Below are 21,654 nucleotides of genomic sequence, written 5' to 3' on the forward strand. Positions count from 1 at the left end.
CTAACGACTCGTGAAGCTGACCGGTACTAATAGGCCGATAACTTACACCACACACCACCCGGGCAAACGATTCAAAAGCGTTTGCACCCACCGGGGGTACAAAGATAACAAGACTGCACGCGTCCACTATGTGGTTCCCAACCAACAAACCCGTTGCTTGCGAACACAACAAAATAACAACACCACAGTTGTAACCAAAAATTTCCCACCACCACCCCCCACGGGCCCTGGCATGGTGCGGAGAAAAAGTTACGGCGGTCATAGCGTGGGGGAAACGCCCGGTCCCATTCCGAACCCGGAAGCTAAGACCCACAGCGCCGATGGTACTGCACCCGGGAGGGTGTGGGAGAGTAGGTCACCGCCGGAACACCATTAAACGGTCGAGAGCCCCTAACCACCAGGTCAGGGGCTCTCCCGCATTTAACCCCCCTTCACGGATCGGTCAACGATCGGTCAACGATCGGTCAACGGCGCACCGATAGCGCAGGTGAAGCACCCGGTTGCCCTGAAGCACCACGTCGGGATCCTCCAACAGGTGCTGTGCGTGGACCGACCCGAAGAAGCGCTTGCCGGACCCGAGGACGTGGTGGCCGGCGATTGTCGCCCCGATCTGATACCAGAACGGCCGGGTGTAGTCGTAGGTCGTTTGCGAAACCTTCACCTCGCCGCTCTCGTCCAACGGCACGTCGTCGGCGCGTCTGTGGCCGGGTAAGGGTCGAGGTCTCCCGGCGCCCTGCCGGAGCTGCGGGAACGTTGGCCATCGGCGGGGCGTTGGGGTTCGGTAGGCTCGATTCCGACAGCCCGACTTCCGCCCCCGCTCGAAGGACTTCCCATGACCGCACGGACCATTGTCATTACCGGAGCAAGCGACGGCATCGGCGCCTCCGCCGCACGGACCCTGAGCAAGCAAGGGCAGCGGATCGTCGTCGTCGGGCGTTCCGCGGAGAAGACGGAGCGGGTCGCAAAGGAGATCGGTGCGGACTTCTTCGTCAGCGACTTCGCAGAACTCGACCAAGTACGCCAGCTCGCCGCGCAGCTGAAGGAACAGTACCCGCGCATCGACGTGCTGGCGAACAACGCCGGCGGCATCATGGGCCGGCGCGAACTCACCGTGGACGGCCACGAAAAGACGTTCCAGATTAACCATCTCTCGCCGTTCCTCCTCACGACCGAGTTGATGGACGTCCTCACCGCCAGCAACGCCACCGTTATCAATACCTCCAGCGCGGCGAATTCGCTGTTCGGCAAGCTGGACATCGACGATCTGGACGCTGCCACAAGCTACTCCACCAACCGGGCCTATGGGAACGCCAAGCTCGCGAATATTCTCTTCACCTCGGAGCTGCACAACCGATACGGCCAGCAGGGCATCTCCACGGCAGCGTTCCATCCGGGCGGCGTGGCCACCAACTTCGCGGCCGACTCCACAAGCCCCATGCGGTTTGCGTACAAGTCGTTCCTCAAGCGCTTCATGCTGACCCCGGACCAGGGCGCGGACACCCTGGTGTGGCTGGCTACAGCCGTTCCGGGACAGGACTGGGTTCCGGGCGCCTACTATGCCAAACGGGCGCTGGCGAAGGCCAACAAGCAGGCGTACAGCCCCGAGCTTGCGCGGGAGCTGTGGGACCGCAGCGCGGCCATGGTGGGCGCTAACCGCGACAAACTCGATTCCCCGGCCTAAAGTCACCTCACCCCTGCCGTAACGCTGGCCGGATCTCCTAAAAAGCGCGGAATCCGGGGTAGCATTCGGAGAGCCTTGCCGATCCGCGGCATGAGCTTTGCTATTGGGGGAATTCCACTACATGCGCATTAAACATGCCTTTGTTGCGTCACTGGCCGCAACCGCCGTCCTTTTGACCCTGTCGGCTGTGCCGGCGAATGCGGCACCGGCACCGCGGTCGTACAAGAACTGCACCGAACTGAACAAGGTATACCCGCACGGCGTCGGGCGGAGCGGCGCACGGGACAAAACCTCCGGTAAGCCCGTTACAACCTTCCGCATGGACAGCAAGTTGTACAGCTACAACGACGGCGCCAACCGCCGGGCCGGTGAATACGATTTGGACCGCGACAACGACGGCATCGCCTGCGAAAAGCGCTGACCGGGCCAAGCTTCGGCACCCCCGGTATCAGGGCTCTTCCATGACGGGGCGGGCCTGGGACCGGGAGGTGCCGGGCCGGCCGGGCTACCGGGCGGCGTCGACCTTGTCGATGGCCGTCAGGGCGCTTTCCATGGTCCCGGCCAGTTCACTGGCCGGGGCCGGCTTGGCGAACAAGTAGCCCTGCAGGGAGTTGCAGCCACGCTCCATCAGGTAGCGGGCCTGCGCCGGAGTCTCAATGCCCTCCGCCGTGACCTTCAGGCCCAAGGCGTGGGCGGCGTCAATCATGGTGGCGAAGAACGGCAGATGTTCCTGCCCGGTCCTGATCATGGCCACGAACGAGCGGTCAATCTTGACTTCATCGAGCGGGAGTTCCTTGAGCCGGCCCAGAGACGCGTAGCCTGTGCCAAAGTCGTCCATGGCAATCCGTACGCCGGCCTCGCGCAGCTGGCGCAACTGCCGGAGCACGTCCGAGTCCGCGTCGAAGAACACGCTTTCGGTAAGTTCCAGCATGAGCTGGCGGGGGTCGACGCCGGTGGCCGCCACGATTCCCAGGATATCCGTGGCGAAGTCCCGGTTTTGGAACTGCAGCCCGGAGACGTTCACCGCGACACTGTACGCGGCGTCGCCGGCCAGCCAGGGCCGGATCTCGGCGCAAGCCCGCCGCATCACCTCATCGCCGATCTCACGAATCAGGCCGCTCTGTTCGGCCACGGGCAGGAACTGGTTGGGCGGGACCAGCCGGCCGTGCCGTTCCCAGCGCGCAAACGCCTCGAACTGAACCACTGAACCGAGACCCGGGGACACCACGGGCTGGTAGTGGACCGAGATCTGCCCCAGCTCCACCGCCTGCCGGAGCCCGGACTGGCCATCTCCGGCGCCCGCCCCGGCGGTCAACATCTCCGGCCGGAACCGCAGCCAGGCGTTCTTGCCCGCCGTCTTCGCCGCGGTCATGGCCGCGTCGGCCTGCCGCAGCAGCTCAGCGCCGTCGAACGTCCCCGCAGATCGTGACGCAAGGCCCATGCTCACCCCGGGCCGGACCAGCGAACCGCCCACGCGCAGCGGCTCGTACAGGGCCTCAGCGATCCGCCTGGCCACCGCCTCCGCATTAAGGCATTCGGTCAGCAGCACCACGAATTCATCGCCGCCGAGCCGGGCCACGGTGTCGTGCGGCCGGACACAGTTGCGCAGCCGGCTCGCGACCTCCACCAGCAGTTCGTCTCCGGCGGACCGGCCCAGCATGTCGTTAAGGTGCTTGAAATCATCAAGGTTCAGCAGCAACACATCCACAGGATCGGGCCGGCGCAGCGCGGCACCGAGCCGATCATTGAAGAGCGTGCCATTGGGCAGCGACGTGAGCGGATCCCGCAGCACCCCGGCCCGCAACTCATCGTCATGGGCAGCAAACGCGGCCGGCACGGCCATGGACGCGGCACGGACACTGCGGCCCGGCGCTCCGGCGCCCCCGGCGGCACCAGCAAAACCGGGCCGGCCTCCGCCAGCGCTGGCCCCGGCAGCCCCGTGACCGGCAGCCCCGTGACCGGTGGCTCCATGGCCGATGCGTAAGTTCCCCGCTGCGCTGCCCGCGCCGGGCGCAGCCGGGCGGTGGCCGGCGCCGCGGACCGAGAGAGCAACAAACCCCGCGGGCGAGCCGGTACCGGCGTCGGACGGCAGCAGCGAACAGGTGATCTCGACCGGGATTTCGGTGCCGTCAGCGCGGCGTCCGGAGCCGGCGAAGGGCTGACCGGAGCGGGGCGTTGAGGCGTGCAGACCGGACAGGACGCCGTGGAAGGGCTCACGCGAACCCTCACCGAGGAGCAGCGACGATTCGGCGCCCAGCAACTGGGCGCGGGTGTAGCCAAAGAGTTCCCCGGCGGCGGCGTTGAGGAAGGTGATGGACCCGTCGGGGGCAATCAGCAGCAACGGGTCCGGGCTGTGCTCCAGCAGTAGTTGTGCGAGTCCTGAATCCATAAATATGTGCTTGCCCCCAGGCGTCGGTTGCGAAGTGGCGCCCGGCCCTGCGGAGGAGAAGACGGGCTGCGCTCACTGAATCATATGCGGTGGGCACCCTCGGAGTGATGCGCGTTCTGTCCTCCCGATCAGTGTGTCTCCCGGAAGGGCTACGCGGGCAGCCGGGCACCACCCAGCGCCGCTATTGCGGCGTCAGCGCTGCGGACGCCGAGCTGCCGGCGGGAAGCGGGCTGCGGGCGGGAGAACAGGAAGCCCTGCAGGCCGTCGCAGCCTTGCCCCAGCAAGTACCGGGCCTGCTCCGGAGTCTCAATGCCCTCCGCTGTGACCTTCAGGCCCAGGCTGCGGGCCATATGGATCATCGAGGTCAGAATCGGCAGCTTTTCCGCGCCGGTGCGCAGCATGGAGACGAAAGACTTGTCGATCTTGACGATGTCCACGGGCAGCTCCTGCAAACGGCCCAGCGAGGAGTATCCGGTGCCGAAATCGTCCAGGGCCACCCGGACTCCGGCGGCGCGCAGGCTTACGAGCTGAGTGATGACCTGGCACTGGGCGTCGAAAAACACGCTCTCTGTCACCTCCAGCACCAGCTGGTGCGGGTCCACGCCGGAGCCTCCCGTGATATCGAGGACGCGCTCGGCGAAGTCCGGGTGCTGCAGCTGTACTCCGGAGACGTTGACCGCAAGCGACCGGGCCGGGTGCTCCGCAAGCCACGGCTGCAGGTCGGTGCAGCTGCGCCGCAGCACCTCGGCCCCGATGTCCCGGATCAGGCCACTGCGCTCCGCGGCCAGGATGAAATCGTCCGGCGGAACGAGCTGCTCTTCCCACTGCCAGCGGGCCAGCGCCTCGAACTGCACCACTTCGCGTCGACTCGCGGAGATCACCGGCTGGTAGTGCACCACGATCTGCTCCAGCTCCACCGCCCGCCGCAGACCTGCCGTCAGCTTGGTGCGCTCGAGCAATGCGGCCAGCATCTCGGGCCGAAAGTGCATGTAACAGTTTTTGCCGGCCTCCTTGGCGGCGTACATGGCCAGATCGGCCCGCCGCAGCAGCTCGGACGAGGTGGTTGCCCCGGAGTCGCGGGAGGCGACCCCCAGGCTCAGGCCCGGCCGCAGGAGCGTGCCCTCGATGTTGACCGGGGCGTTCAAGGCCGCGACGATCCGCTGCGCCACGGCGTCGGAATCGTGGCAGTCCACCAGCAGGACCACGAATTCGTCGCCACCGAGGCGGGCCACCGTGCCGTGCGGCCCGACGCACTTCTGCAGCCGCAGCGAGATCTCCACCAGCATCGCATCCCCGGCGTGGTGGCCCAGGACGTCATTGACTTCCTTGAAATCGTCCAGGTCCAGCAGCAGCACGTGCACCGGTCCGGGGCGGAGCAGCGCCTCGGCAGCCCGTTCGTTGAACAGCATCCGGTTGGCCAGCCCGGTCAAGGAGTCCCGGAAGGCCAGTGCCTTGAGGGTTTCGGCCTGTTCGGCGAGCTCATCCATCGCCTTGCGGGCCTGGTCCTGGGCCCGTTGCCGGGTGGTGATGTCGCGGAAGTTCCAGATCCGGCCCACGATGGAGTCGGCAACTTTCTGGGGGCGGGAATACAGCTCCACTGAGCGTCCGTCCGCGAATTCCAGTACGTCGTGACTGTGCTGGACCCGGTCCTTGTACAGTTCCGCGACCCGTTGGAGGAAGTAGCCCGGATCGACCAGCTGCTGGGAGATGAACCTGACCATCGCCGTCGGGTCCTCCGCCGCGATGACTTCCGGCGGCATGCACAGCAACTTCAGGTATTGGTCGTTTACGCCGGTGATCAGGCCTTCGCTGGAGATCACCAGGATCCCGTCGGCGGTGGTTTCCAGGGTGGCATCCAGCAGCGACACCGCGAGGCGGCGTCCCGAATCCGTGTCCTCCCGGTAGCTGCCGTCCCGGACAGCCACGGCCATGGCCGTGCCGTCGTGGCGTGTCACCAGCGAACAGGTGATCTCCAGCCGGAGTCCGCTGCCGTCCCGACGTCGGCCCGTCCCCGCGAACGGCCGCCGCCCCGCTGTGCTGCCGCGGCCCAACCGGGCGAAGACCCGCAGGAAGCCCCCGCGTTCGTCCTCGGAGAGCAGGACGTTGTGCCCGACGCCGAGCAGCTCCTCGCGCTGATAGCCGAAGAGCTGCTCGGCGGCCGCATTGACGTACACGATCGTTCCGGCGGCGTTCAGCAGCAGGAAGGCATCGGGTCCTTGTTCGAGCAGGCTCTCTTCAGTTCCAGTTTTCACGGCGATACCGGCCCCCCAGGCGACGGATGATGTGTTGATGGCTGTTCTGGGTATCACCCGGACAAAGCGCTTCCTCATCATAGGGTCAGTTGTTGCTGTGTCCAGTACCTCGGGTACCGTACTTCGCCGCGCCACCGCAGTTCCGCGCGCCGCAGGATTACCGGTGCCCGGCGACCCGGCCGTCCTGCAAGGCTGCGTGGGCCCCGGCGGAGCGGGCGATGGCTGCAGGAAGGCCCGACTTGGCTTCGGGGCCGGAGAACAGGAAGCCTTGGAGCGAATCGCACTCCAGGCTCATCAGGTACCTGGCCTGCGCTGCTGTCTCCACGCCTTCGGCTGTGACGGTCAGGCCCAGGCCGTGGGCCATGGCGATCATGGCAGTGAGGATCGGCAAATTCTCGTCCCCGGTGTGAATCATGGACGTGAACGACTGGTCGATTTTCAGGGTGTCCACCGGCAGCTCCTGCAGCCGGCCCAGGGACGAATAGCCGGTGCCAAAATCGTCCAGGGCAACCCGTACGCCGGCGCCGCGCAGAGCCTTGAGTTGCTGAATGACGTGGCAGTCGTCATCGAAGAACACGCTTTCGGTGACCTCGACCACCAACTGGCGCGGATCCACGCCGCTGGACCGGGCAACGGCCAGCAGCAGTTCGGCGAAGTCGCCGTGCTGCAACTGCATCCCGGAGACGTTGACGGCGAGGGCACGTGAGGGGTCCTCGTTGAGCCAGGGGCCCAGTTCCGTGCAGCCCTTGACCAGCACTTCGGTGCCGATCTCAATGATCAGGCCGCTGCGTTCCGCGGCCGGGATGAACTGCTGGGGCGGGATGGTCACGCCGTCGTGCACCCAGCGGGCCAGCGCCTCGACTTTGACCACGACGCCGAGCCGGGACGAGACGATGGGCTGGTAGTGCACCACGATCTCGCCGGTGTCCACGGCTTCGCGCAGGCCGGCCTCCAATTCGGTGCGCTCCACGAGCGACCGCATCATCTCGGGCCGGAACCGCAGGTACCGGTTCTTCCCGGCAGCTTTCGCTGCGTACATCGCGATGTCTGCCCGGCGCAACAGCTCGGAGGCGTCCACGGCCTCTTCGTTCAGGGACGCCAGTCCGAGACTCAGGCTGGGGCGCAGCAGGGTCCCCTCCAACAAGAGCTGCACGCGGAGCGAGTCGACGATCCGCCCGGCGGCGGCCTCCGGGTCCAGCGAGCCGATCATCAATACGACGAACTCATCCCCGCCCAGCCGTGCCACCACGTCGTCCGGGCGCACGCAAGCCCGGAGCCGCCGTCCGATCTCCATCAGCATCTGGTCACCTGCATGGTGGCCGAGGATGTCATTGACTTCTTTAAAGTCATCCAAGTCCAGGAGCAGGACGTCGACGGCGGTTCCGCACGGACCGCTCAGGGCCGCTGCGAGCTGGTCGTTGAAGAACTGGCGGTTGGACAAGCCGGTCAACGGGTCCTGGAACGCGAGGGCCTTGAGCTGCGCGGCCTGCCCGGCAAGTCCGGCCATGGCCTCGGCGATCCGGTTCTGCGCAAGCCGGGCCGGCGTCACATCCCGGAAGCTCCAGACGCGGCCCACCACCCGGTCGGCAACCTTTTGCGGGCGGGAGTAGCGTTCAAACGTCCGGCCGTCGCGGAAGTCCAGCACGTCGTGGCATTCCGCGGTGGGATCGGCGTAAAGCGTCGAAACCTTGTGCAGGAACTGGACCGGCTCCAGGAGCTGTTCCACTACGTAGGCCAGCACCGCGGCGTCGTCCTGGGTGGCCAGGAGTTCCCGCGGGATGCCCCACATGGAGACGAACTGATTGTTGACGCTGGCCACCCGGCCGTCGGCGGCGACCACGAGAATCCCGTCCGCTGTGGATTCCAGTGTGGCGGTCAGGAGGGACATGGCCTCGCGGAGTCCAGCGTCCGCCGCCACGCGGTGGGAGGTGTCGCGGACGGCGGCGACCATGCTGACCGGCGCATCGGCGGTGTCGCCGGCCAGCAGTGCGCAGGCCACCTCACCTTGGAACTCGGTGCCGTCGCGGCGTACACCGAAGGCCTCGACCGGTGCCAGGGTGGTGGCACTGGGATCAGCTTTGCCTGCGGACGCTGTGCCCGGGACGGATCCGGCGTCGGCGTCCTTGCGGAGGGCGAGGAAGATCCGCTGCAGGCCGCTGCGGAAGCCTTCGGCGAGGAGCGTCCGGTGGTCCCGGCCCAGAAGCTCATCGCGGGAGTAGCCGAACATACGTTCCGTGGCGGCGTTGACGAAGCGGATGGTGCCGTCCCCGGTAATCATCAGGACGGCATCGGGGCTGGATTCGAGCACCGCCTCGAAGGAGGGCGCGGGCTGCCCGAAGGTTGTCACGCGGCCCGGAGCGGGCGAATGTGAGACCACTGATCTGCCATTGAAGTCCTCCATTCAGGAAATCATAGGCGCCCCAGCGCCGCTCCGCGTCCATGCAGGCCCCTTGCTTGCTGGCTTGCCGCGGCGGTGCGCCCCAGTCCGCGGACTGTCCAGCCCTCCGATTCCCAGCTTGGCGCGTCCAGTACGTTGCGGGCATCCAGGATCCTGCGGTGCCGGACCAGCGCCCCGGTGTCGACCGGTGAGAGGGCGGCGTAGTCGTCCCACTCCGTGAGCAGCAGCACGAGGTCCGCCCCTTTCAGCGCCAAGGACGTGGACTGTTCGAAGCGCAGCTGCGGGTAGCGGAGCGACGCGTTGTTGATCGCGGCAGGGTCCGTGACCGTGACCTGGGCGCCGGCTGACGCCAGCTGCAGGGCGACGTCCAGGGCAGGGGAATCGCGGATGTCGTCCGTGTCCGGTTTGAAGGCCGCGCCGAGCACCGTGAGGCGACGGCCGCTGAGCCCGCCGCCGCACAGGTCCCGGGCCAGTCCGACCGTGCGGGAGCGCTGGTCGCGGTTGATCGAGTCCACCACGTCCATCCACCGGTCCACGGATGCCACGCCCAGGCCCGCAGCCTGGACCCGGAGGGAGCGGATGTCCTTGGGCAGGCAGCCGCCGCCGAACCCCAGGCCGGAGTGGAGATACCGGCCGCCAATGCGCGGGTCGAGACCCATGGCAACACCCAACTGGTGAACGTCGGCGCCTGTGGCGTCGCAGAGTTCGGCCATGGCATTGATGAAACTCAGCTTCGTGGCGAGGTAGGCGTTCGACGCTGATTTGATCAGTTCCGCCGTGGCAAAGTTGCAGACCAGCCGCGGCACGCCGGCGGCCATCAGGGGAGCGTAGGCGGCGTCGAGGACGGCGGTAATCGCAGCACCTGGACCGGCGGCCAGCACGCCGTCGTCGGGCACGCCGTCGTAGGGAACGCCGTCGCCGGGAACGCCGTAGATGAGGCGGTCCGGAACCAGGGAATCCTTGACCGCGGTGCCCTGGCGCAGGAATTCGGGGTTCCAGCCCAGGAGCACATCCGGGCGCAGGGACAGCACCCCGCTGAGCATGTCCACTGTTCCGACCGGGACGGTGGACTTGCCCACGACGGCGGACCCTGCGGCCAGGTGCGGACGCAGCGCCTCCATGGCAGCGAGGAGGTGGCTGAGGTCGGCGTCGTCGGAGGTCTTGGACTGCGGTGTGCCCACGCAGAGGAAATGCAGTTCGGCGCGGGCGGCGTCGACGAAGTCCGTGGAGAAGCCGAGCCGGCCGGTGCGGACGCCGGCGCGCAGGAGCTCATCCAGCCCCGGCTCGAAAAACGGCGCGGTGCCGCGGCCCAGCTGGTCCACCTTGGCGGCGTCCACGTCGATTCCTATGACGCTGTGGCCCATCGAGGCGAGGGTGGCCGCGTGCACGGCCCCCAGGTAACCGCAGCCAATCACGGAAATTCTCACAGGGCAGCTCCTTCCCAAGTGGTGCTGGTGGTCCGGGCCGTATCGACCGAACCGGGGGTGCCGCCGGCCAGGACCGCCTGGTAGTGCTGGACGAGCTCGGCGCCAAGGGCGGACCACGTCCGTCCCTGCACCGACGCGTGGGCGGCCGCTGCGAACGCACGCCGCTTGGCGTCGTCGCCCATCAGGTCCGCCACGCAGGACCGCAGCCCGGCAAGGTCGCCCGGCTTGTACAGCCAGCCGGTGCGGGAGTTCTCCACGAGGTCCAGCGGCCCGCCGCGGCCCGTGGCGACCACCGGCACGCCCGAGGCCATCGCCTCCTGGATGGTCTGGCAGAAGGTTTCGAACTCGCCCGGATGCACGAAGAGGTCGAAGGACGCCACCGCGCGGGCCAGTTCCTCGCCGCCGAGGAAACCGGTGAAGACCGCATCCGGCAGCGCCTCCTCAAGGGCCGGCCGCTGGGGGCCGTCGCCCACAATCACCAGCCGGGTGCCGGGAACGTCGGCCAGCACAGCAAGGTCCTGCACCTGCTTCTCGACTGCTAGCCGGCCGACGTAACCGATGACGCGCTCGCCGGCCGGGGCGACGGCGGCCCGCCATCCGGCGTCGCGCTTCTCCGGGGAGAACCGCTGGGTATCCACGCCGCGCCGCCACATCTGAACCCGCGGAATGCCGCGGCCGCGGAGCTGGTTGAGCGCGAAGCTGGACGGCGCAAGGGTCCGGGAGGCCAGCAGGTGGATGTTCTCCACCCGGGTCCACGCCCAGTTCTCCAGGAAGGGGACGCCGTACCGGCCGGCGTAGGACGGGACCTCGGTCTGGTAGATGGCGATGGTGGGGATCCCCAGTTGGTGGGCGGCCTGGGCAGCGCGCCAGCCGAGCACGAACGGTGAGGCCAGATGGACGACGTCCGGCGCGTACCCGGCAAGGATTCGCTTGACCCGGGAGACACCGCCCATCGCCACCCGGACATTCGCGTAGCCGGCCAACGGAACAGAGGGCAGCCGGTGGACATGCGCCCCGTAGACCTCGGCGGGGGCCTCGGTGTCCTGCGTGGACGGCGCGATGACCAGCACCTCGTCTCCGCGCTCCTGCAGATATTCAAGGACCCGCAGGATCGAGTGGGTTACCCCATTCATCAGCGGCAGGAATGACTCGGCAACAATTGCGATCCTCACCCCTCCACAGTGCGGGGGCAGTCTTGCGGTGCGGGGTTGGGTGTGTGGCGGGGGAGGGAAGAATGGGTTAACGCCGCTGTGGTGGGAGCTACTGCGGGCCGAGGAGTTCCCGGGCCCGCCGTTGCGCCTCGAGCTGCTCCGGCGTCACGATGGAGCCGCGGAGGTACCCGGCGTCCTCGATGATCCGGCGCAGCTCGGCCACGGTCCGCGGGGTGCCGACCCCCTGATGGGCCATGGCGTGGCAGTTGGCGCAGAGCGGCACCAGATCGGTGAGGGGATCGAGTTCGTAGCTGCTGCCCAGCAGTGCCACGGGGACGACGTGATGCACCGGGACGAAATCCGCGCCGAGCCCACCGTACTTTTGCTCGAACGAGAAACCGCAAGCCGCGCAGCTGGTGCCGTGGTGGGCGATGCAGGCCCGCCGCGCGTCGGGGTCGCTTTCGTACCGGTTCACCGCGGCCCGGGTGAGGGCCATCTGAGGGTAGGTGCCGGGAGCGGGCAGGGTGGGGTCCGGGCCCGCCGGAGGCCCAAAGTCGCGCCACAGTATCCGGATGGTGGCTTCGTCGGCCGGGTCAACGCCGAACTCAAAGTCTTCGGTCCCGTTCCATGGGATTGCTGGCACCGCGTTCTGGAGCACGTCGACGGCGATCGGCTCGCCGGCCGGCAGGAGGGCGTCGAATGCCACCAGCACCACCCTCCGGGTCTGCTCCGGAGCGGCCTCCCCAGGAACGGAGGGGAACGGACTGGATTGGGGTTGCTGCAGAGCATCGTGCTGCGCCACGTCCGAGACCACCACCCCGTGGCCAATGAGGCCCCGGCTGTGGCCGCCCTCCAGGAGCAGCCAGGCGTCCGTGCCCGCTGGAACGGGGTGGCTCACGCGCCAGGGCTGGAGGTACAGTCCGGTCGCAGCGACGCGTCCGCGGACGTCCGAGTAGATCCAGTCATTCCAATGGTCCGGGTTCCAGCCCAGGATGATGGCGGTCATGGGGCCATTCTCGCAGGCGCCGCCGCCCGACCTGGTGCGGGTCGGCAATCAACCGCGAACAGTCCGGCCGCTGATGAGTCATCGGCGTTTCGTGCTCGGACGATACCCGGATCAGCCGGCATGGGTGAAGGGTCCAGCCCCGTCCGGGACTCCGTGCTCGGCGAATCGTCACAAATGGCCGCCCTGCAGGGATTGGTAGCGGCCATTTGTGGCGAGTGGGCGGGGTTTTGCTCCCGCCCGGGGGTGGGTAGCGGCCGTAGGACGCCCGGAATCCGGCCAGCGCCGCCAAGACAAGGGGGCCCGGACAAAAGACTGGTGCAGCCGCTGCGTTTCCGCGAGGCGACTGCACCAGCAGGTAGTACGAATTTTCGGATTGCTATGAAACGGTACTCATTCGCGGCTCCCTCTTCCCGGTTGATTGTTACCGGGTCTTTGCGCCGTCGGCCAGATCCCTCGACATCAGCCAGCCGGCACCAAGCATTACTATGCCCATGATCATGAAGGCCCAGGCATCGATGGTGTTGAGTGACAGGAAATTGGCCGCCGACCCCACTCCGACGATGAGTCCATACACGCTCAAGACGATGTACAGCAGGCCGAAGCCCATGAGGAAGTTCCGGGCACCCATTGGGTTGTTCCGGGACATGGCCAGGCCGGTGGCGCCAATCACCAGCTGAACGATGTTCAGCAGCATCGAAACTTGGAACAGGCCCAGGAACAGAGCCGTGGACCCAGGTCCGAAGAACGCCAGGGAGCCGTACTGCGTGGTGACGCCGGGGATGAACCCCAGAAGCCCCACGACGATGAGGACAATACCCACACCCATGCCCATGTTCTGGACGTCCGTGCGCCCAAAGTGAACGCCGTGTGCATGTGGAGATGCGGTAGTCATTTTCTGCCTCCAACCACTGATTGCGGACATTCCAATTTTACGGCGGCGTACGGGAAAAAGCGCCCGCCGAATGCGCAGCCAAGTTCAGGAAACACGCAGACGAAACGGGACGTTGCACGGGTTAAGTCGGGTCTGTGAGCCTGTCGCACCGGGTGGCCGCCCGCAGACGTGGCACCATTGAACACGATGAAACTGCGCGCTGATCAGACCGGGGAACGTGGACTTCCGATGCCGTTGTGGCTGCAGGGAGCCCTGGAATCTGCGCAGGCAGCCATTATCTCGGCCCTGGTGGTGGCCGCTCCGATTGTTGCCGTATGGGCTACGGCGGGGTTCCAGAACGGAGCCAGCGACGCCCTCGCCCGCCTCGCCGGGCAGGCCTGGCTGCTGATTCACGGCGTTCCGCTGCTGCTGGACACCGTAGGCGTGGGGGCCGCGGCCCAGCCGCAGACCGGCATTTTGTCGCTCGTACCCCTCGGGCTAACGCTGATACCGTTCCTGCTCGCCTGGCGCGCCGGCCGCAGGCTGGCTCGTGCGTCTTACGCGGACCAGCTCTGGCAGGCGCTGCTCGGATTCTGGCTGATGTATGCCGGCTTCGGCCTGGGCACCGGTTTCATCTGCCGCACCGGCGACGTCGGCGTGGGGCTCTGGTCCGCGGCGCTTATCCCGCTGGTCCCGGTGGGGCTGGGGATGGCAATCGGTGTCCGCCGCGAGGCCGGCTCCTGGAGCCGCCTGATCGGCGTCGACGCCGTAGCCTGGCTGTCCCGCACCAGCCAGCATTCGCGCTGGGCCGGGTCCTACCTCGGCTCCGCCATCAAAGCAGGCTATGTGGCGCTGATGGCCAGCCTCGCGATGTCAAGCGTGCTCCTGGCAGCGACCTTGTTTATCCACTGGAACCTCGTCATTGCCGTCTATGAAGCGCTCGACGCCGGGCCGCTGGGCGGCGCGGTGCTCACCGTCGCTCAGCTCGGCTTTCTTCCCAACCTGGCCGTGTTCGCGCTCGCCTGGACCTCCGGCGCCGGCGTCGCGCTCGGTGTCGGCTCCCACGCCGGGGCGCTCGGCACCGCCGTCGGGCCGCTGCCCTCGATCCCGGTGTTCGCGGCGCTGCCGGCCGGATCGCTGGACTACGGGGTGGCCGCCCTGGTGGTGCCGGTCCTCGCCGGAACGCTTGCGGGCTGGTGGTTCCTGCGCGAAGGCGAAAACCACTTCGACGAGTGGCTCTCCATCAAGGTCGATGTCCGCTGGTTCACCGCCGTGGCCTCCACTTTGGTCCTCGGCCTCCTGGTGGGCAGTGTCGCCGGACTCCTCGCGGCGGTCCTGGCCTGGCTGGCCGGGGGATCGGCCGGGATCGGCCGGCTCACCGAGATTGGACCCGACCCGCTGATGACGGCACTGTTTGTGGCCGCTGAAGTGGCCGTCGGCGTCGTGATCGGGTACGCGGCGGGGCCGTGGCTCGAACGCCGGCAGGAGTTGCGCGAAGCGGACCTGGAATCGGCTGTCCACTGACGGACCCGGCTCCGGGCCTTTCGGCTCCAGGCTGTCCAGTTCCGCGCGGAACCCCTAGCGGAACTGCGGCAGCGTCTTCTGCAGCTCGGTCTGGCACATGGAGGCGGCCTGCTGGGTGAGGGCCTGGCGGCTGCACTGCTGATAGTCCCGGACCTGGCTGAAGAACAGCGCCGAGGTCAGCAGCAGGAGCACCTGGACGGCCAGGACCACCATCCCGGAGACTGTCCCGTACAGCACCAGCTTGGATTCCTTGAGTTTGGCGTACCGGACCAGCACCATGATGCCGAGCACGATTGCGATCGCCGTCAGGAGTCCGCTCAGCCAGAGGTAGTTGATGTCCAACTGGTAGACGAAGAACGATCCCAGCACGGCCACGATGAAGCTGCGGAACAGAATGTGGGTCTTCGCCTGCGAGGCTTTGGCGGCGTCGCTGAGCGGGTTCTGGCGGCCCGGGCTGCCGGCGGAGTCGTTCGGGGGATTCATGGTTTCCAGCCTACGCGAGCGGCCCCATAAGCTAGGACCATGCGTATCGTAGTCCTCGTCTCCGGCACCGGCTCCAATCTCCAGGCGGTCATTGACGCCGTCCAGACCGGCGGACTCGACGTCGAGATCGCCGCAGTGGGCGCGGACCGGCCCGGGACTTATGGCGTGGAGCGGTCGGCCGCTGCCGGTATCCCGACGTTCGTGGTGGACTTTAAGGCCTATCCGGACCGGGGCGCCTGGAACGAAGCGCTCACCGGGGCCGTGGCGGCGTACTCGCCTGACGTCGTCGTCTCCTCAGGGTTCATGCGGATTGTCAGCGCGGACTTCATTGACGCGTTCGGCGGCAAATATCTCAACACGCACCCGGCTTTGCTGCCGTCGTTCCCCGGCGCCCACGGGGTCCGGGACGCGCTGGCCTACGGGGTCAAAGTCACCGGCTGTACGGTGCACTGGGCCGACGCCGGCGTGGACACGGGCCCGGTCATCGCGCAGGAAGCCATGGCGGTGGAGGCCGGGGACACGGAAGAGACCCTGCACGAACGGATCAAGGTGGTGGAGCGCCGCCTGCTGGTCTCGACGCTGGCGGCCCTCGCCGCGGCCGCCACACCTGCCTGAACACCCGGATGCGCTATCACTCCTGGTGCTCATCCGGGGCGTAGAAGCACCAAAAGTGATAGCGCATCCAAGGGGGGCGGGCAGCTTAGCTAAGCTGCCGCTGCTTGGTTTCAGGGGCGAAGAACGCCATCCACAACACACTGAGCAGCACCAGCCCGCCGGCGAGGGCGAAGGAGGTGGCCAGGCCCAGCTCGGGCCACAGGAACGCCGCGAACACGAGGGGGCCGAAGCCCGCGCCGAGCCGGGAAAACGTCGACGCCCAGCCGAAGCCGGAGCCGCGCAGCTCCGTCGGGTACAGCTCGGAGACGTAGGCGTAGAGCACCGGGATGGCCACCTGCACCACAAAGCCGAACACCAGCAGCCAGAACACGGCCGCCGTCGGGATGTCCACCACGATCGCCACGATCACCAGGGTCAGCGCGGACAACGGGCCGGTGATCGCCAGGATCCACTTCCGGCCCACCCGCTCCACCAGCAGCGCAGCCACCACCACGCCGAGGAGCCCGACGGCGGCCATGGACGCCGTGGTGAGGAACGCCTTGTATTCCTCGAAGCCGGCGCCGATCAGGATCCGCGGCATCCAGGTCAGCGACAGGTAGTACACCAGCAGGATGCTGAAGAACAGGGACCAGGCCGCGGTGGTGATTTTCCAGTCGTACTGCCAGAGCGCGCGGAGCTGGGTCCAGGCGCTGCCGGCGGAGAGCCGCGGTGCGTCCTGGGGCTCCGGGAGGCTGTAAACGCGGGGCTCGGCGCCGGTGGCGGCGACCAGGTCATCGATCACCCGGGCGGCCTCCTCGCGGCGGCCCTTGCGGATCAGGAACAGCGGGGATTCCGGGACGCTGCGCCGGATCCAGAACACCAGCAGCGCCGGAAGCACCATGACCAGCATGGTCAGCCGCCAGTCCGCGTAGAGGGCCACGAGTCCGGCGGAGACGAAGCCGCACAGCGCCGCCCCGATCGGCCACCAGCCATCCATTGCGGTGAGGACCCGGCCGCGCTGCTTGCGCGGGGTGAACTCACCCACGAGGGCGTAGTCCACCGGGATGCAGCCGCCCAGGCCGAAGCCGGCCAGGAAGCGGAACGCGACAAACCAGAGGAAGTCGGGAGAGAACGCGCCGAGCACAGTGAACACCGAGAAGATCAGCAAGGTGGCGGTGAACGCCTTCTTGCGCCCGATCGTGTCCGCGATGGTGCCCCAGACAAACGCGCCCAACGCCATGCCGATCAGGTTCGAGGCGCCGATCCAGGCAGCCTCGCCCGGGGTGAGGGACCAGTGCCTGGACAGCAGCGGAATGAGGATGCCGTTCAGCGTGACGTCCCAGGCGTCAAACATGAAGCCCAGGCCGCCAATCAGGAAGATCCGGCCCTGCACTTTCCAACGCCACGGCAGTTCCTGGACCACCTGTTCGCCGCTGGGCACAGTGGTGTATGTATTCATCTCTCAGCCTCCAGAGAAAACTTTACGTTGCCGCGGAGCCAGGTGCGCAGCGCTTCACACTCCGGCGCGCGGGCAGGCCCGGGGGGCCAGCGCAGCCGCGACGCGATAAACTGGCCCCATCCCCACCACCCGCGGCGTCGCCGCGATATAAGACGGAGACTTTTGTGAGCTTTACGCCGCTTGACCGGATATCCATCGACCGTGTTCCCATCCGCCGGGCCCTGATTTCGGTCTACGACAAGACCGGTCTGGAGGAACTCGCCAGAGGCCTGCACGACGCCGGCGTCAAGCTTGTCTCCACCGGGTCCACCGCCAAGAGGATCGCCGCCGCCGGCATTCCGGTCCAGGAAGTCGAGGAAGTCACCGGCTCCCCGGAGATGCTGGATGGCCGCGTCAAGACCCTCCACCCGCGCGTCCACGGCGGCATCCTCGCCGACCGCCGCGTCCCGGCCCACATGGACACACTCACGTCCATGGACATCGAACCGTTCGACCTCGTGGTGGTAAACCTCTACCCGTTCGTGGACACGGTGAACTCCGGCGCTGCGCAGGACGACGTCGTCGAGCAGATCGACATTGGTGGCCCCGCGATGGTGCGCTCCGCGGCGAAGAACCACGCCGCCGTCGCCATCGTGGTGGACCCCTCGTCCTATTCCGACGTCGTAGCTGCCGCCGCGTCCGGCGGCTTTGACCTGAAGACCCGCCGCCGGCTGGCCGCCAAGGCCTTCGCGCACACTGCCAGCTATGACAACGCCGTGGCCACCTGGACCGCGAGCCAGTTCCTGGACGAGGACGGCGACGGCGTCATCGACTGGCCCGCGTACGCCGGCCTGGCCCTGGAGCGCTCCGAGGTGCTGCGCTACGGCGAAAACCCGCACCAGCAGGCCGCCCTCTACGTGGACAAGGCCGCCCCGGCCGGCATCGCGCAGGCGGACCAGCTGCACGGCAAGGCCATGAGTTACAACAACTTCGTCGACGCCGACGCTGCCCTGCGCGCCGCGTTCGACTTCGCCGAGCCCGCCGTCGCGGTCATCAAGCACGCCAACCCCTGCGGCGTGGCCGTGGGCTCCGCGTCCGCGGACGACCCGATCGCCGAGGCGCACGCCAAAGCCCACGCCTGCGACCCGGTCTCCGCGTTCGGCGGCGTGATCGCGGCCAACCGCACGGTCACCGCCGGCATGGCCCGGACCGTGGCCGGCATCTTCACCGAGGTTGTCATTGCCCCGGGCTTCGAGGACGAGGCCGTGGAGATCCTGTCCAAGAAGAAGAACATCCGCCTTCTCGCCCTGCCCGAGGGCTACGGCCGTTACCCGACTGAGTTCCGCCAGGTCTCCGGCGGCATGCTGGTCCAGGCCACGGACAAGGTCGACGCCGACGGCGACAACCCGGCCAACTGGACGCTCGCCGCCGGTGACGCCGCCGACGCCGCTACCCTCGCGGACCTGGCCTTCGCCTGGACCGCGTGCCGGGCCGCCAAGTCCAACGCCATCCTGCTGGCAGACGCCGGGGCCGCCGTGGGCATCGGCATGGGCCAGGTCAACCGGCTCGACTCCTGCAAGCTCGCCGTCGAACGCGCCAATACCCTCGGCGTGAGCGTGGACTCCGCGGTCGAGGGCGCCGGCGGCGCCTCGAACGCCGTTCCGGCAGAACCAGGCGGGAGCGGAGCCCCGGAGCGGGCCCGCGGCGCCGTGGCGGCGTCGGACGCGTTCTTCCCGTTCGCCGACGGCCTGCAGATCCTGATCGACGCCGGCGTCCGCGCCGTCGTCCAGCCCGGCGGGTCTGTCCGGGACGAGGACGTCATTGCCGCCGCCAACGCCGCGGGAATCACGATGTACTTCACCGGCGCCCGGCACTTCTTCCACTAGGCCGGACCAACAGGGGGGTGGGATCCGGATGACCAGGCTGACAGGGTTGCGGATCCACCGCGTCCGGGTGCCGCTGGTGGGGCACTTCAGTTGACCGTGGTGGACTGCCTCTTCGTCAGTGTCGCCCGGCTGAGTTACGGATCCACGCTGGAGGCGCTGGAGATCACCCGCGAGGCCGTCCTGGGACGACCCGGGCCGAGGAGGTAAGCGCGTCTTTGCGGCGGGCCGCCGTCGGCGCCGGGATGAACCGACGTTCGTGCCGGTTTCTGTGCAGTTTCACGAAAGGAAATGGCCTGATGGCGGATGAGGTGATCCTGGTGACCGGGGCCACGGGTAATGTCGGGCGGGTCGTGGTGGAACAATTGCTCACCGCCGGCCGGAGCGTCCGTGCGGCCGGCCGCAGTGCCGAGTCGGTGCGCCGGATGTTCGGGCAGCGGGTGGACGCCGTTGCCTTCGATTTCGCGGACGGGAGCACCTGGCCTGGCACGTTCGACGGGGTCCACGGAATGTTTCTGTTGCGTCCGCCGCAGCTGGGCAAGCCAAAGACGCAGATCATTCCTGCCCTGGAGTACGCCCGTGTCTGCGGGGTCGAGCAGATGGTGTTCCTCTCCATCCAGGGTGCGGAGAAGAACAAGGCCGTCCCGCACGCCGCCATCGAAGCATGGCTCCGCGGCTCCGGTGTTGCCTGGACCTTCGTGCGGGCCTCCTTCTTCCATCAAAACCTTGCCACCACCCACGTGAGTGATATCCGCGACCGTGACGAACTCGTGGTTCCCGCGGGCCGGGGCGGCACCGCGTTCGTTGACTGCGAGGACGTCGGCGCCGTCAGCGCCGCAGCACTGCTGAATCCCGCCGCGCACCGCAACGCCGCGTGGACCGTGACCGGGAACGAGGCGCTGACCTACGGGCAGGTTGCCCAAATCCTGGCAGATGAACTTGGCCGGCCCATCCGGTATGCCCGGCCCGGTGTCCTCCGCTACCTCGGGCATGCCCGGCGAACCCTGGGAATGACCTGGGGGATGGCCTTCATCACCGCGGCCATCTACACCTCAGCCCGGCTCGGACTGGCCGACGGCTTGTCCGATTCGGTGCGCCAGGTCCTGGGCCGGGACCCGATCAGTTTCGCCGAATTCGCCCACCGGGAACGGAACGTCTGGCAACCGACTCCGCCTCCGGTGCCCTGATCCCGCCGGGTCCACCCGCCCATCCCGCCCATGCCGGCCCCAGGCCGGCCGGCTCCACCCGGCCCATGCCAGCGCGGGGCCACCCGGACCCATCCCCGCTGCTGGAGATGGACCGCAGGTGACCCCGCGCAAGTGTTCGTGCTGCCGGGTGACTGAAGGCTAGGAAGCGGCCGCCGTGCCGTAGGTCTGCTGGATGACAGAGCCCCAGTACGGGCCGTACATCGTGGTGGAGTTTGTGCCGTAGCCGTAGCTGTTGACCGAGTTCTGGTAGCCGGTGGAGCTGGAACCGATGAACCACGGGCCGCCGGAGGATCCGCCGGTCATGTTGCAGGGGATGCCCTGGGTTTTGAACTGCGGGTTGTAGGAGTCGTCGGTGGCGGTGCCGCTGCAGCTTTTGAGCGACTCACCGTTGAAGGGTGCAGCTGCCGGGTAGCCGTAGGACTTGTAGCTCAGGCCGCGGGCGGCGTTGAACTGCACGCCCGACGCGCCAACCACGTCTGCCAGTTTCTGGCCGTTAAGGGTGTTCAGGACCGCGAAGCCGGTGTCGTAGGTCATGTCGCCGCCGGAGCTCCACTGGGTCGGGGCGTAGAGGGCCCTGGCTGTCCACTTGCCGTAAGGAGCGGCGCCATTGAGGTAGGCCGGGACAAAGGTGAACTTGGTAGCAAAAGCGCCGGGGCCTTCGTTCACGCAGTGGCCCGCCGTGGAGACGGTGCTCTTGTTCGCGGACGAGACGGAGTTCCCTGAGCACACGTAGTTGGCGCCGCCGAGAGTGAAGAAGATCTTGCCGATGTGCTTGACCGGGGTTTCGCTCGCGTTGGCCTTGGTTTGGATTTCCCTGGACTGGACGCTTGGCGCCAGGGCCTCAACGGTGCTCGGCGCACCCACCTCGGCCGGGCGGTTCAGTGCGGCTTTGGCCCTGGCTCCCCGCTGCACTGCCTTGTCGGCCAGCACGTCTCCGGGGATCGCGGTGCGCATCCGCTCTTCGGTCCAGTAGTCGGCAGCGCCGGTCTCGACGACGGCGTGGCTAGTGACGCCCGACGTCTCGGTTGGCGCCGTGCCCGGCACCGGAGCGGCGCTCGCAGCACCCGCCGCGCTCAAGGCCAGCAGCGCCGCCGCGGAGAGGCTGAGGAGGCTGGTGGCCAGAGTCTTTGGAGTTCTCATGGGTGTCCTAACCGGTGGAATGCGGTGCGGCCGCCCGCAGCGGCCGCTGTGATGGAACGAAACTACGGCACTATGACCAGCTTGTAAAGGGCTTGTCAATTTCTGTCATACCGGATTGGTCTCGTCACGGAGGCCGGGCTCCTCGACGCCGGTAGGCGGCAAGCCTGCTCCCTCGGGTAAGTTAGGAACGTTGAAATGGCACAAAATTC

The 21,654-nt window shown here is 67.5% G+C and carries 16 protein-coding genes, 1 rRNA gene and 1 pseudogene; 7 read left to right on the forward strand and 11 right to left on the reverse strand.

Annotation, left to right across the window (positions count from 1 at the left end):
- Positions 1–250 precede the first annotated feature (250 nt).
- A 5S ribosomal RNA gene (rrf, locus tag RCH15_RS02540) occupies positions 251–367 on the forward strand.
- Positions 368–442: 75 nt separating this feature from the next.
- Here the strand turns inward: rrf and RCH15_RS02545 are convergent.
- Positions 443–724: pseudogene (locus RCH15_RS02545) on the reverse strand (hypothetical protein); the annotation flags it as partial.
- A 108-nt stretch (positions 725–832) separates the two neighbouring features.
- Between RCH15_RS02545 and RCH15_RS02550 the strand changes: the two are divergent.
- Positions 833–1,681, forward strand: a complete 849-nt coding sequence (locus tag RCH15_RS02550) for an SDR family NAD(P)-dependent oxidoreductase (RefSeq protein ID WP_326957738.1) — start codon at positions 833–835, stop codon at positions 1,679–1,681.
- A 121-nt stretch (positions 1,682–1,802) separates the two neighbouring features.
- Positions 1,803–2,102 (forward strand): excalibur calcium-binding domain-containing protein, encoded by a 300-nt coding sequence (locus RCH15_RS02555; protein WP_326957740.1) that lies wholly within the window; start codon positions 1,803–1,805, stop codon positions 2,100–2,102.
- 84 nt (positions 2,103–2,186) lie between these two features.
- On the opposite strand, the gene RCH15_RS02560 is transcribed toward RCH15_RS02555, so the two are convergent.
- From RCH15_RS02560 to RCH15_RS02590, 7 genes are all read right to left on the reverse strand, one after another.
- Positions 2,187–4,070, reverse strand: a complete 1,884-nt coding sequence (locus tag RCH15_RS02560; protein WP_326957742.1) for a sensor domain-containing protein — start codon at positions 4,068–4,070, stop codon at positions 2,187–2,189.
- 149 nt (positions 4,071–4,219) lie between these two features.
- Complete coding sequence (locus tag RCH15_RS02565) at positions 4,220–6,322, reverse strand: putative bifunctional diguanylate cyclase/phosphodiesterase (RefSeq protein ID WP_326957743.1); 2,103 nt, start codon at positions 6,320–6,322, stop codon at positions 4,220–4,222.
- Positions 6,323–6,479: 157 nt separating this feature from the next.
- Positions 6,480–8,723, reverse strand: a complete 2,244-nt coding sequence (locus tag RCH15_RS02570) for a sensor domain-containing protein (protein ID WP_326957745.1) — start codon at positions 8,721–8,723, stop codon at positions 6,480–6,482.
- Between the two features lie 8 nt (positions 8,724–8,731).
- Positions 8,732–10,147 (reverse strand): UDP-glucose dehydrogenase family protein, encoded by a 1,416-nt coding sequence (locus RCH15_RS02575; RefSeq protein ID WP_326957747.1) that lies wholly within the window; start codon positions 10,145–10,147, stop codon positions 8,732–8,734.
- Positions 10,144–11,319, reverse strand: a complete 1,176-nt coding sequence (locus RCH15_RS02580; protein WP_326957749.1) for a glycosyltransferase family 4 protein — start codon at positions 11,317–11,319, stop codon at positions 10,144–10,146. Before RCH15_RS02580 ends, RCH15_RS02575 begins: the two co-directional genes overlap by 4 nt.
- 88 nt (positions 11,320–11,407) lie before the next feature.
- Positions 11,408–12,304, reverse strand: a complete 897-nt coding sequence (locus RCH15_RS02585) for an HNH endonuclease (protein ID WP_326957751.1) — start codon at positions 12,302–12,304, stop codon at positions 11,408–11,410.
- Between the two features lie 421 nt (positions 12,305–12,725).
- A complete protein-coding gene (locus RCH15_RS02590) occupies positions 12,726–13,196 on the reverse strand; it encodes a DUF4383 domain-containing protein (RefSeq protein WP_326957753.1) in 471 nt (156 codons plus the stop codon).
- Positions 13,197–13,382: 186 nt separating this feature from the next.
- Here RCH15_RS02590 and RCH15_RS02595 point away from each other — a divergent pair, with 186 nt between their 5' ends.
- Positions 13,383–14,699 carry a cell division protein PerM gene (locus RCH15_RS02595; protein ID WP_326957755.1) on the forward strand — a complete coding sequence of 439 codons (1,317 nt, stop codon included), beginning with the start codon at positions 13,383–13,385 and terminating at the stop codon, positions 14,697–14,699.
- Positions 14,700–14,753: 54 nt separating this feature from the next.
- On the opposite strand, the gene RCH15_RS02600 is transcribed toward RCH15_RS02595, so the two are convergent.
- On the reverse strand, positions 14,754–15,182 hold the full coding sequence (locus RCH15_RS02600) for a hypothetical protein (protein WP_326957757.1): 429 nt from the start codon (positions 15,180–15,182) through the stop codon (positions 14,754–14,756).
- Positions 15,183–15,221: 39 nt separating this feature from the next.
- On the opposite strand from RCH15_RS02600, the gene purN reads away from it, so the two are divergent.
- Positions 15,222–15,797: a phosphoribosylglycinamide formyltransferase gene (gene purN, locus RCH15_RS02605; RefSeq protein ID WP_326957759.1), complete on the forward strand. Its 576-nt coding sequence runs from the start codon at positions 15,222–15,224 to the stop codon at positions 15,795–15,797.
- Between the two features lie 85 nt (positions 15,798–15,882).
- Here the strand turns inward: purN and RCH15_RS02610 are convergent, their stop codons facing one another.
- The gene (locus RCH15_RS02610) at positions 15,883–17,235 is read right to left on the reverse strand and encodes an MFS transporter (RefSeq protein ID WP_326957761.1); all 1,353 of its coding nucleotides are present in this window, start codon (positions 17,233–17,235) and stop codon (positions 15,883–15,885) included.
- Between the two features lie 164 nt (positions 17,236–17,399).
- Here RCH15_RS02610 and purH point away from each other — a divergent pair, with 164 nt between their 5' ends.
- Together purH and RCH15_RS02620 are read left to right on the forward strand one after the other, a co-directional pair.
- Positions 17,400–19,100, forward strand: coding sequence for a bifunctional phosphoribosylaminoimidazolecarboxamide formyltransferase/IMP cyclohydrolase (gene purH, locus RCH15_RS02615; protein WP_326957763.1), 1,701 nt, complete (start codon positions 17,400–17,402; stop codon positions 19,098–19,100).
- Between the two features lie 296 nt (positions 19,101–19,396).
- Complete coding sequence (locus RCH15_RS02620) at positions 19,397–20,284, forward strand: NmrA family NAD(P)-binding protein (protein ID WP_326957765.1); 888 nt, start codon at positions 19,397–19,399, stop codon at positions 20,282–20,284.
- A gap of 159 nt (positions 20,285–20,443) precedes the next feature.
- Here RCH15_RS02620 and RCH15_RS02625 read toward each other — a convergent pair whose 3' ends face one another.
- Positions 20,444–21,445 carry a trypsin-like serine peptidase gene (locus RCH15_RS02625; RefSeq protein WP_326957767.1) on the reverse strand — a complete coding sequence of 334 codons (1,002 nt, stop codon included), beginning with the start codon at positions 21,443–21,445 and terminating at the stop codon, positions 20,444–20,446.
- Between the last annotated feature and the right edge of the window lie 209 nt (positions 21,446–21,654).

It is taken from the genome of Arthrobacter sp. MP_M4 (genome assembly GCF_035984855.1).
In the GTDB taxonomy this organism is placed as follows: Bacteria; Actinomycetota; Actinomycetes; order Actinomycetales; family Micrococcaceae; genus Arthrobacter.

What these genes read in the sequence shown, in the direction of transcription:
- RCH15_RS02550 (WP_326957738.1), top strand. Translation starts at nt 833, where the DNA reads ATGACCGCACGGACCATTGTCATTACCGGAGCAAGCGACGGCATCGGC.
- RCH15_RS02555 (WP_326957740.1), top strand. Translation starts at nt 1,803, where the DNA reads ATGCGCATTAAACATGCCTTTGTTGCGTCACTGGCCGCAACCGCCGTC.
- RCH15_RS02560 (WP_326957742.1), bottom strand. Translation starts at nt 4,070, where the DNA reads ATGGATTCAGGACTCGCACAACTACTGCTGGAGCACAGCCCGGACCCG.
- RCH15_RS02570 (WP_326957745.1), bottom strand. Translation starts at nt 8,723, where the DNA reads ATGGAGGACTTCAATGGCAGATCAGTGGTCTCACATTCGCCCGCTCCG.
- RCH15_RS02585 (WP_326957751.1), bottom strand. Translation starts at nt 12,304, where the DNA reads ATGACCGCCATCATCCTGGGCTGGAACCCGGACCATTGGAATGACTGG.
- RCH15_RS02590 (WP_326957753.1), bottom strand. Translation starts at nt 13,196, where the DNA reads ATGACTACCGCATCTCCACATGCACACGGCGTTCACTTTGGGCGCACG.
- RCH15_RS02595 (WP_326957755.1), top strand. Translation starts at nt 13,383, where the DNA reads ATGAAACTGCGCGCTGATCAGACCGGGGAACGTGGACTTCCGATGCCG.
- RCH15_RS02600 (WP_326957757.1), bottom strand. Translation starts at nt 15,182, where the DNA reads ATGAATCCCCCGAACGACTCCGCCGGCAGCCCGGGCCGCCAGAACCCG.
- purN (WP_326957759.1), top strand. Translation starts at nt 15,222, where the DNA reads ATGCGTATCGTAGTCCTCGTCTCCGGCACCGGCTCCAATCTCCAGGCG.
- RCH15_RS02610 (WP_326957761.1), bottom strand. Translation starts at nt 17,235, where the DNA reads ATGAATACATACACCACTGTGCCCAGCGGCGAACAGGTGGTCCAGGAA.
- RCH15_RS02620 (WP_326957765.1), top strand. Translation starts at nt 19,397, where the DNA reads ATGGCGGATGAGGTGATCCTGGTGACCGGGGCCACGGGTAATGTCGGG.
- RCH15_RS02625 (WP_326957767.1), bottom strand. Translation starts at nt 21,445, where the DNA reads ATGAGAACTCCAAAGACTCTGGCCACCAGCCTCCTCAGCCTCTCCGCG.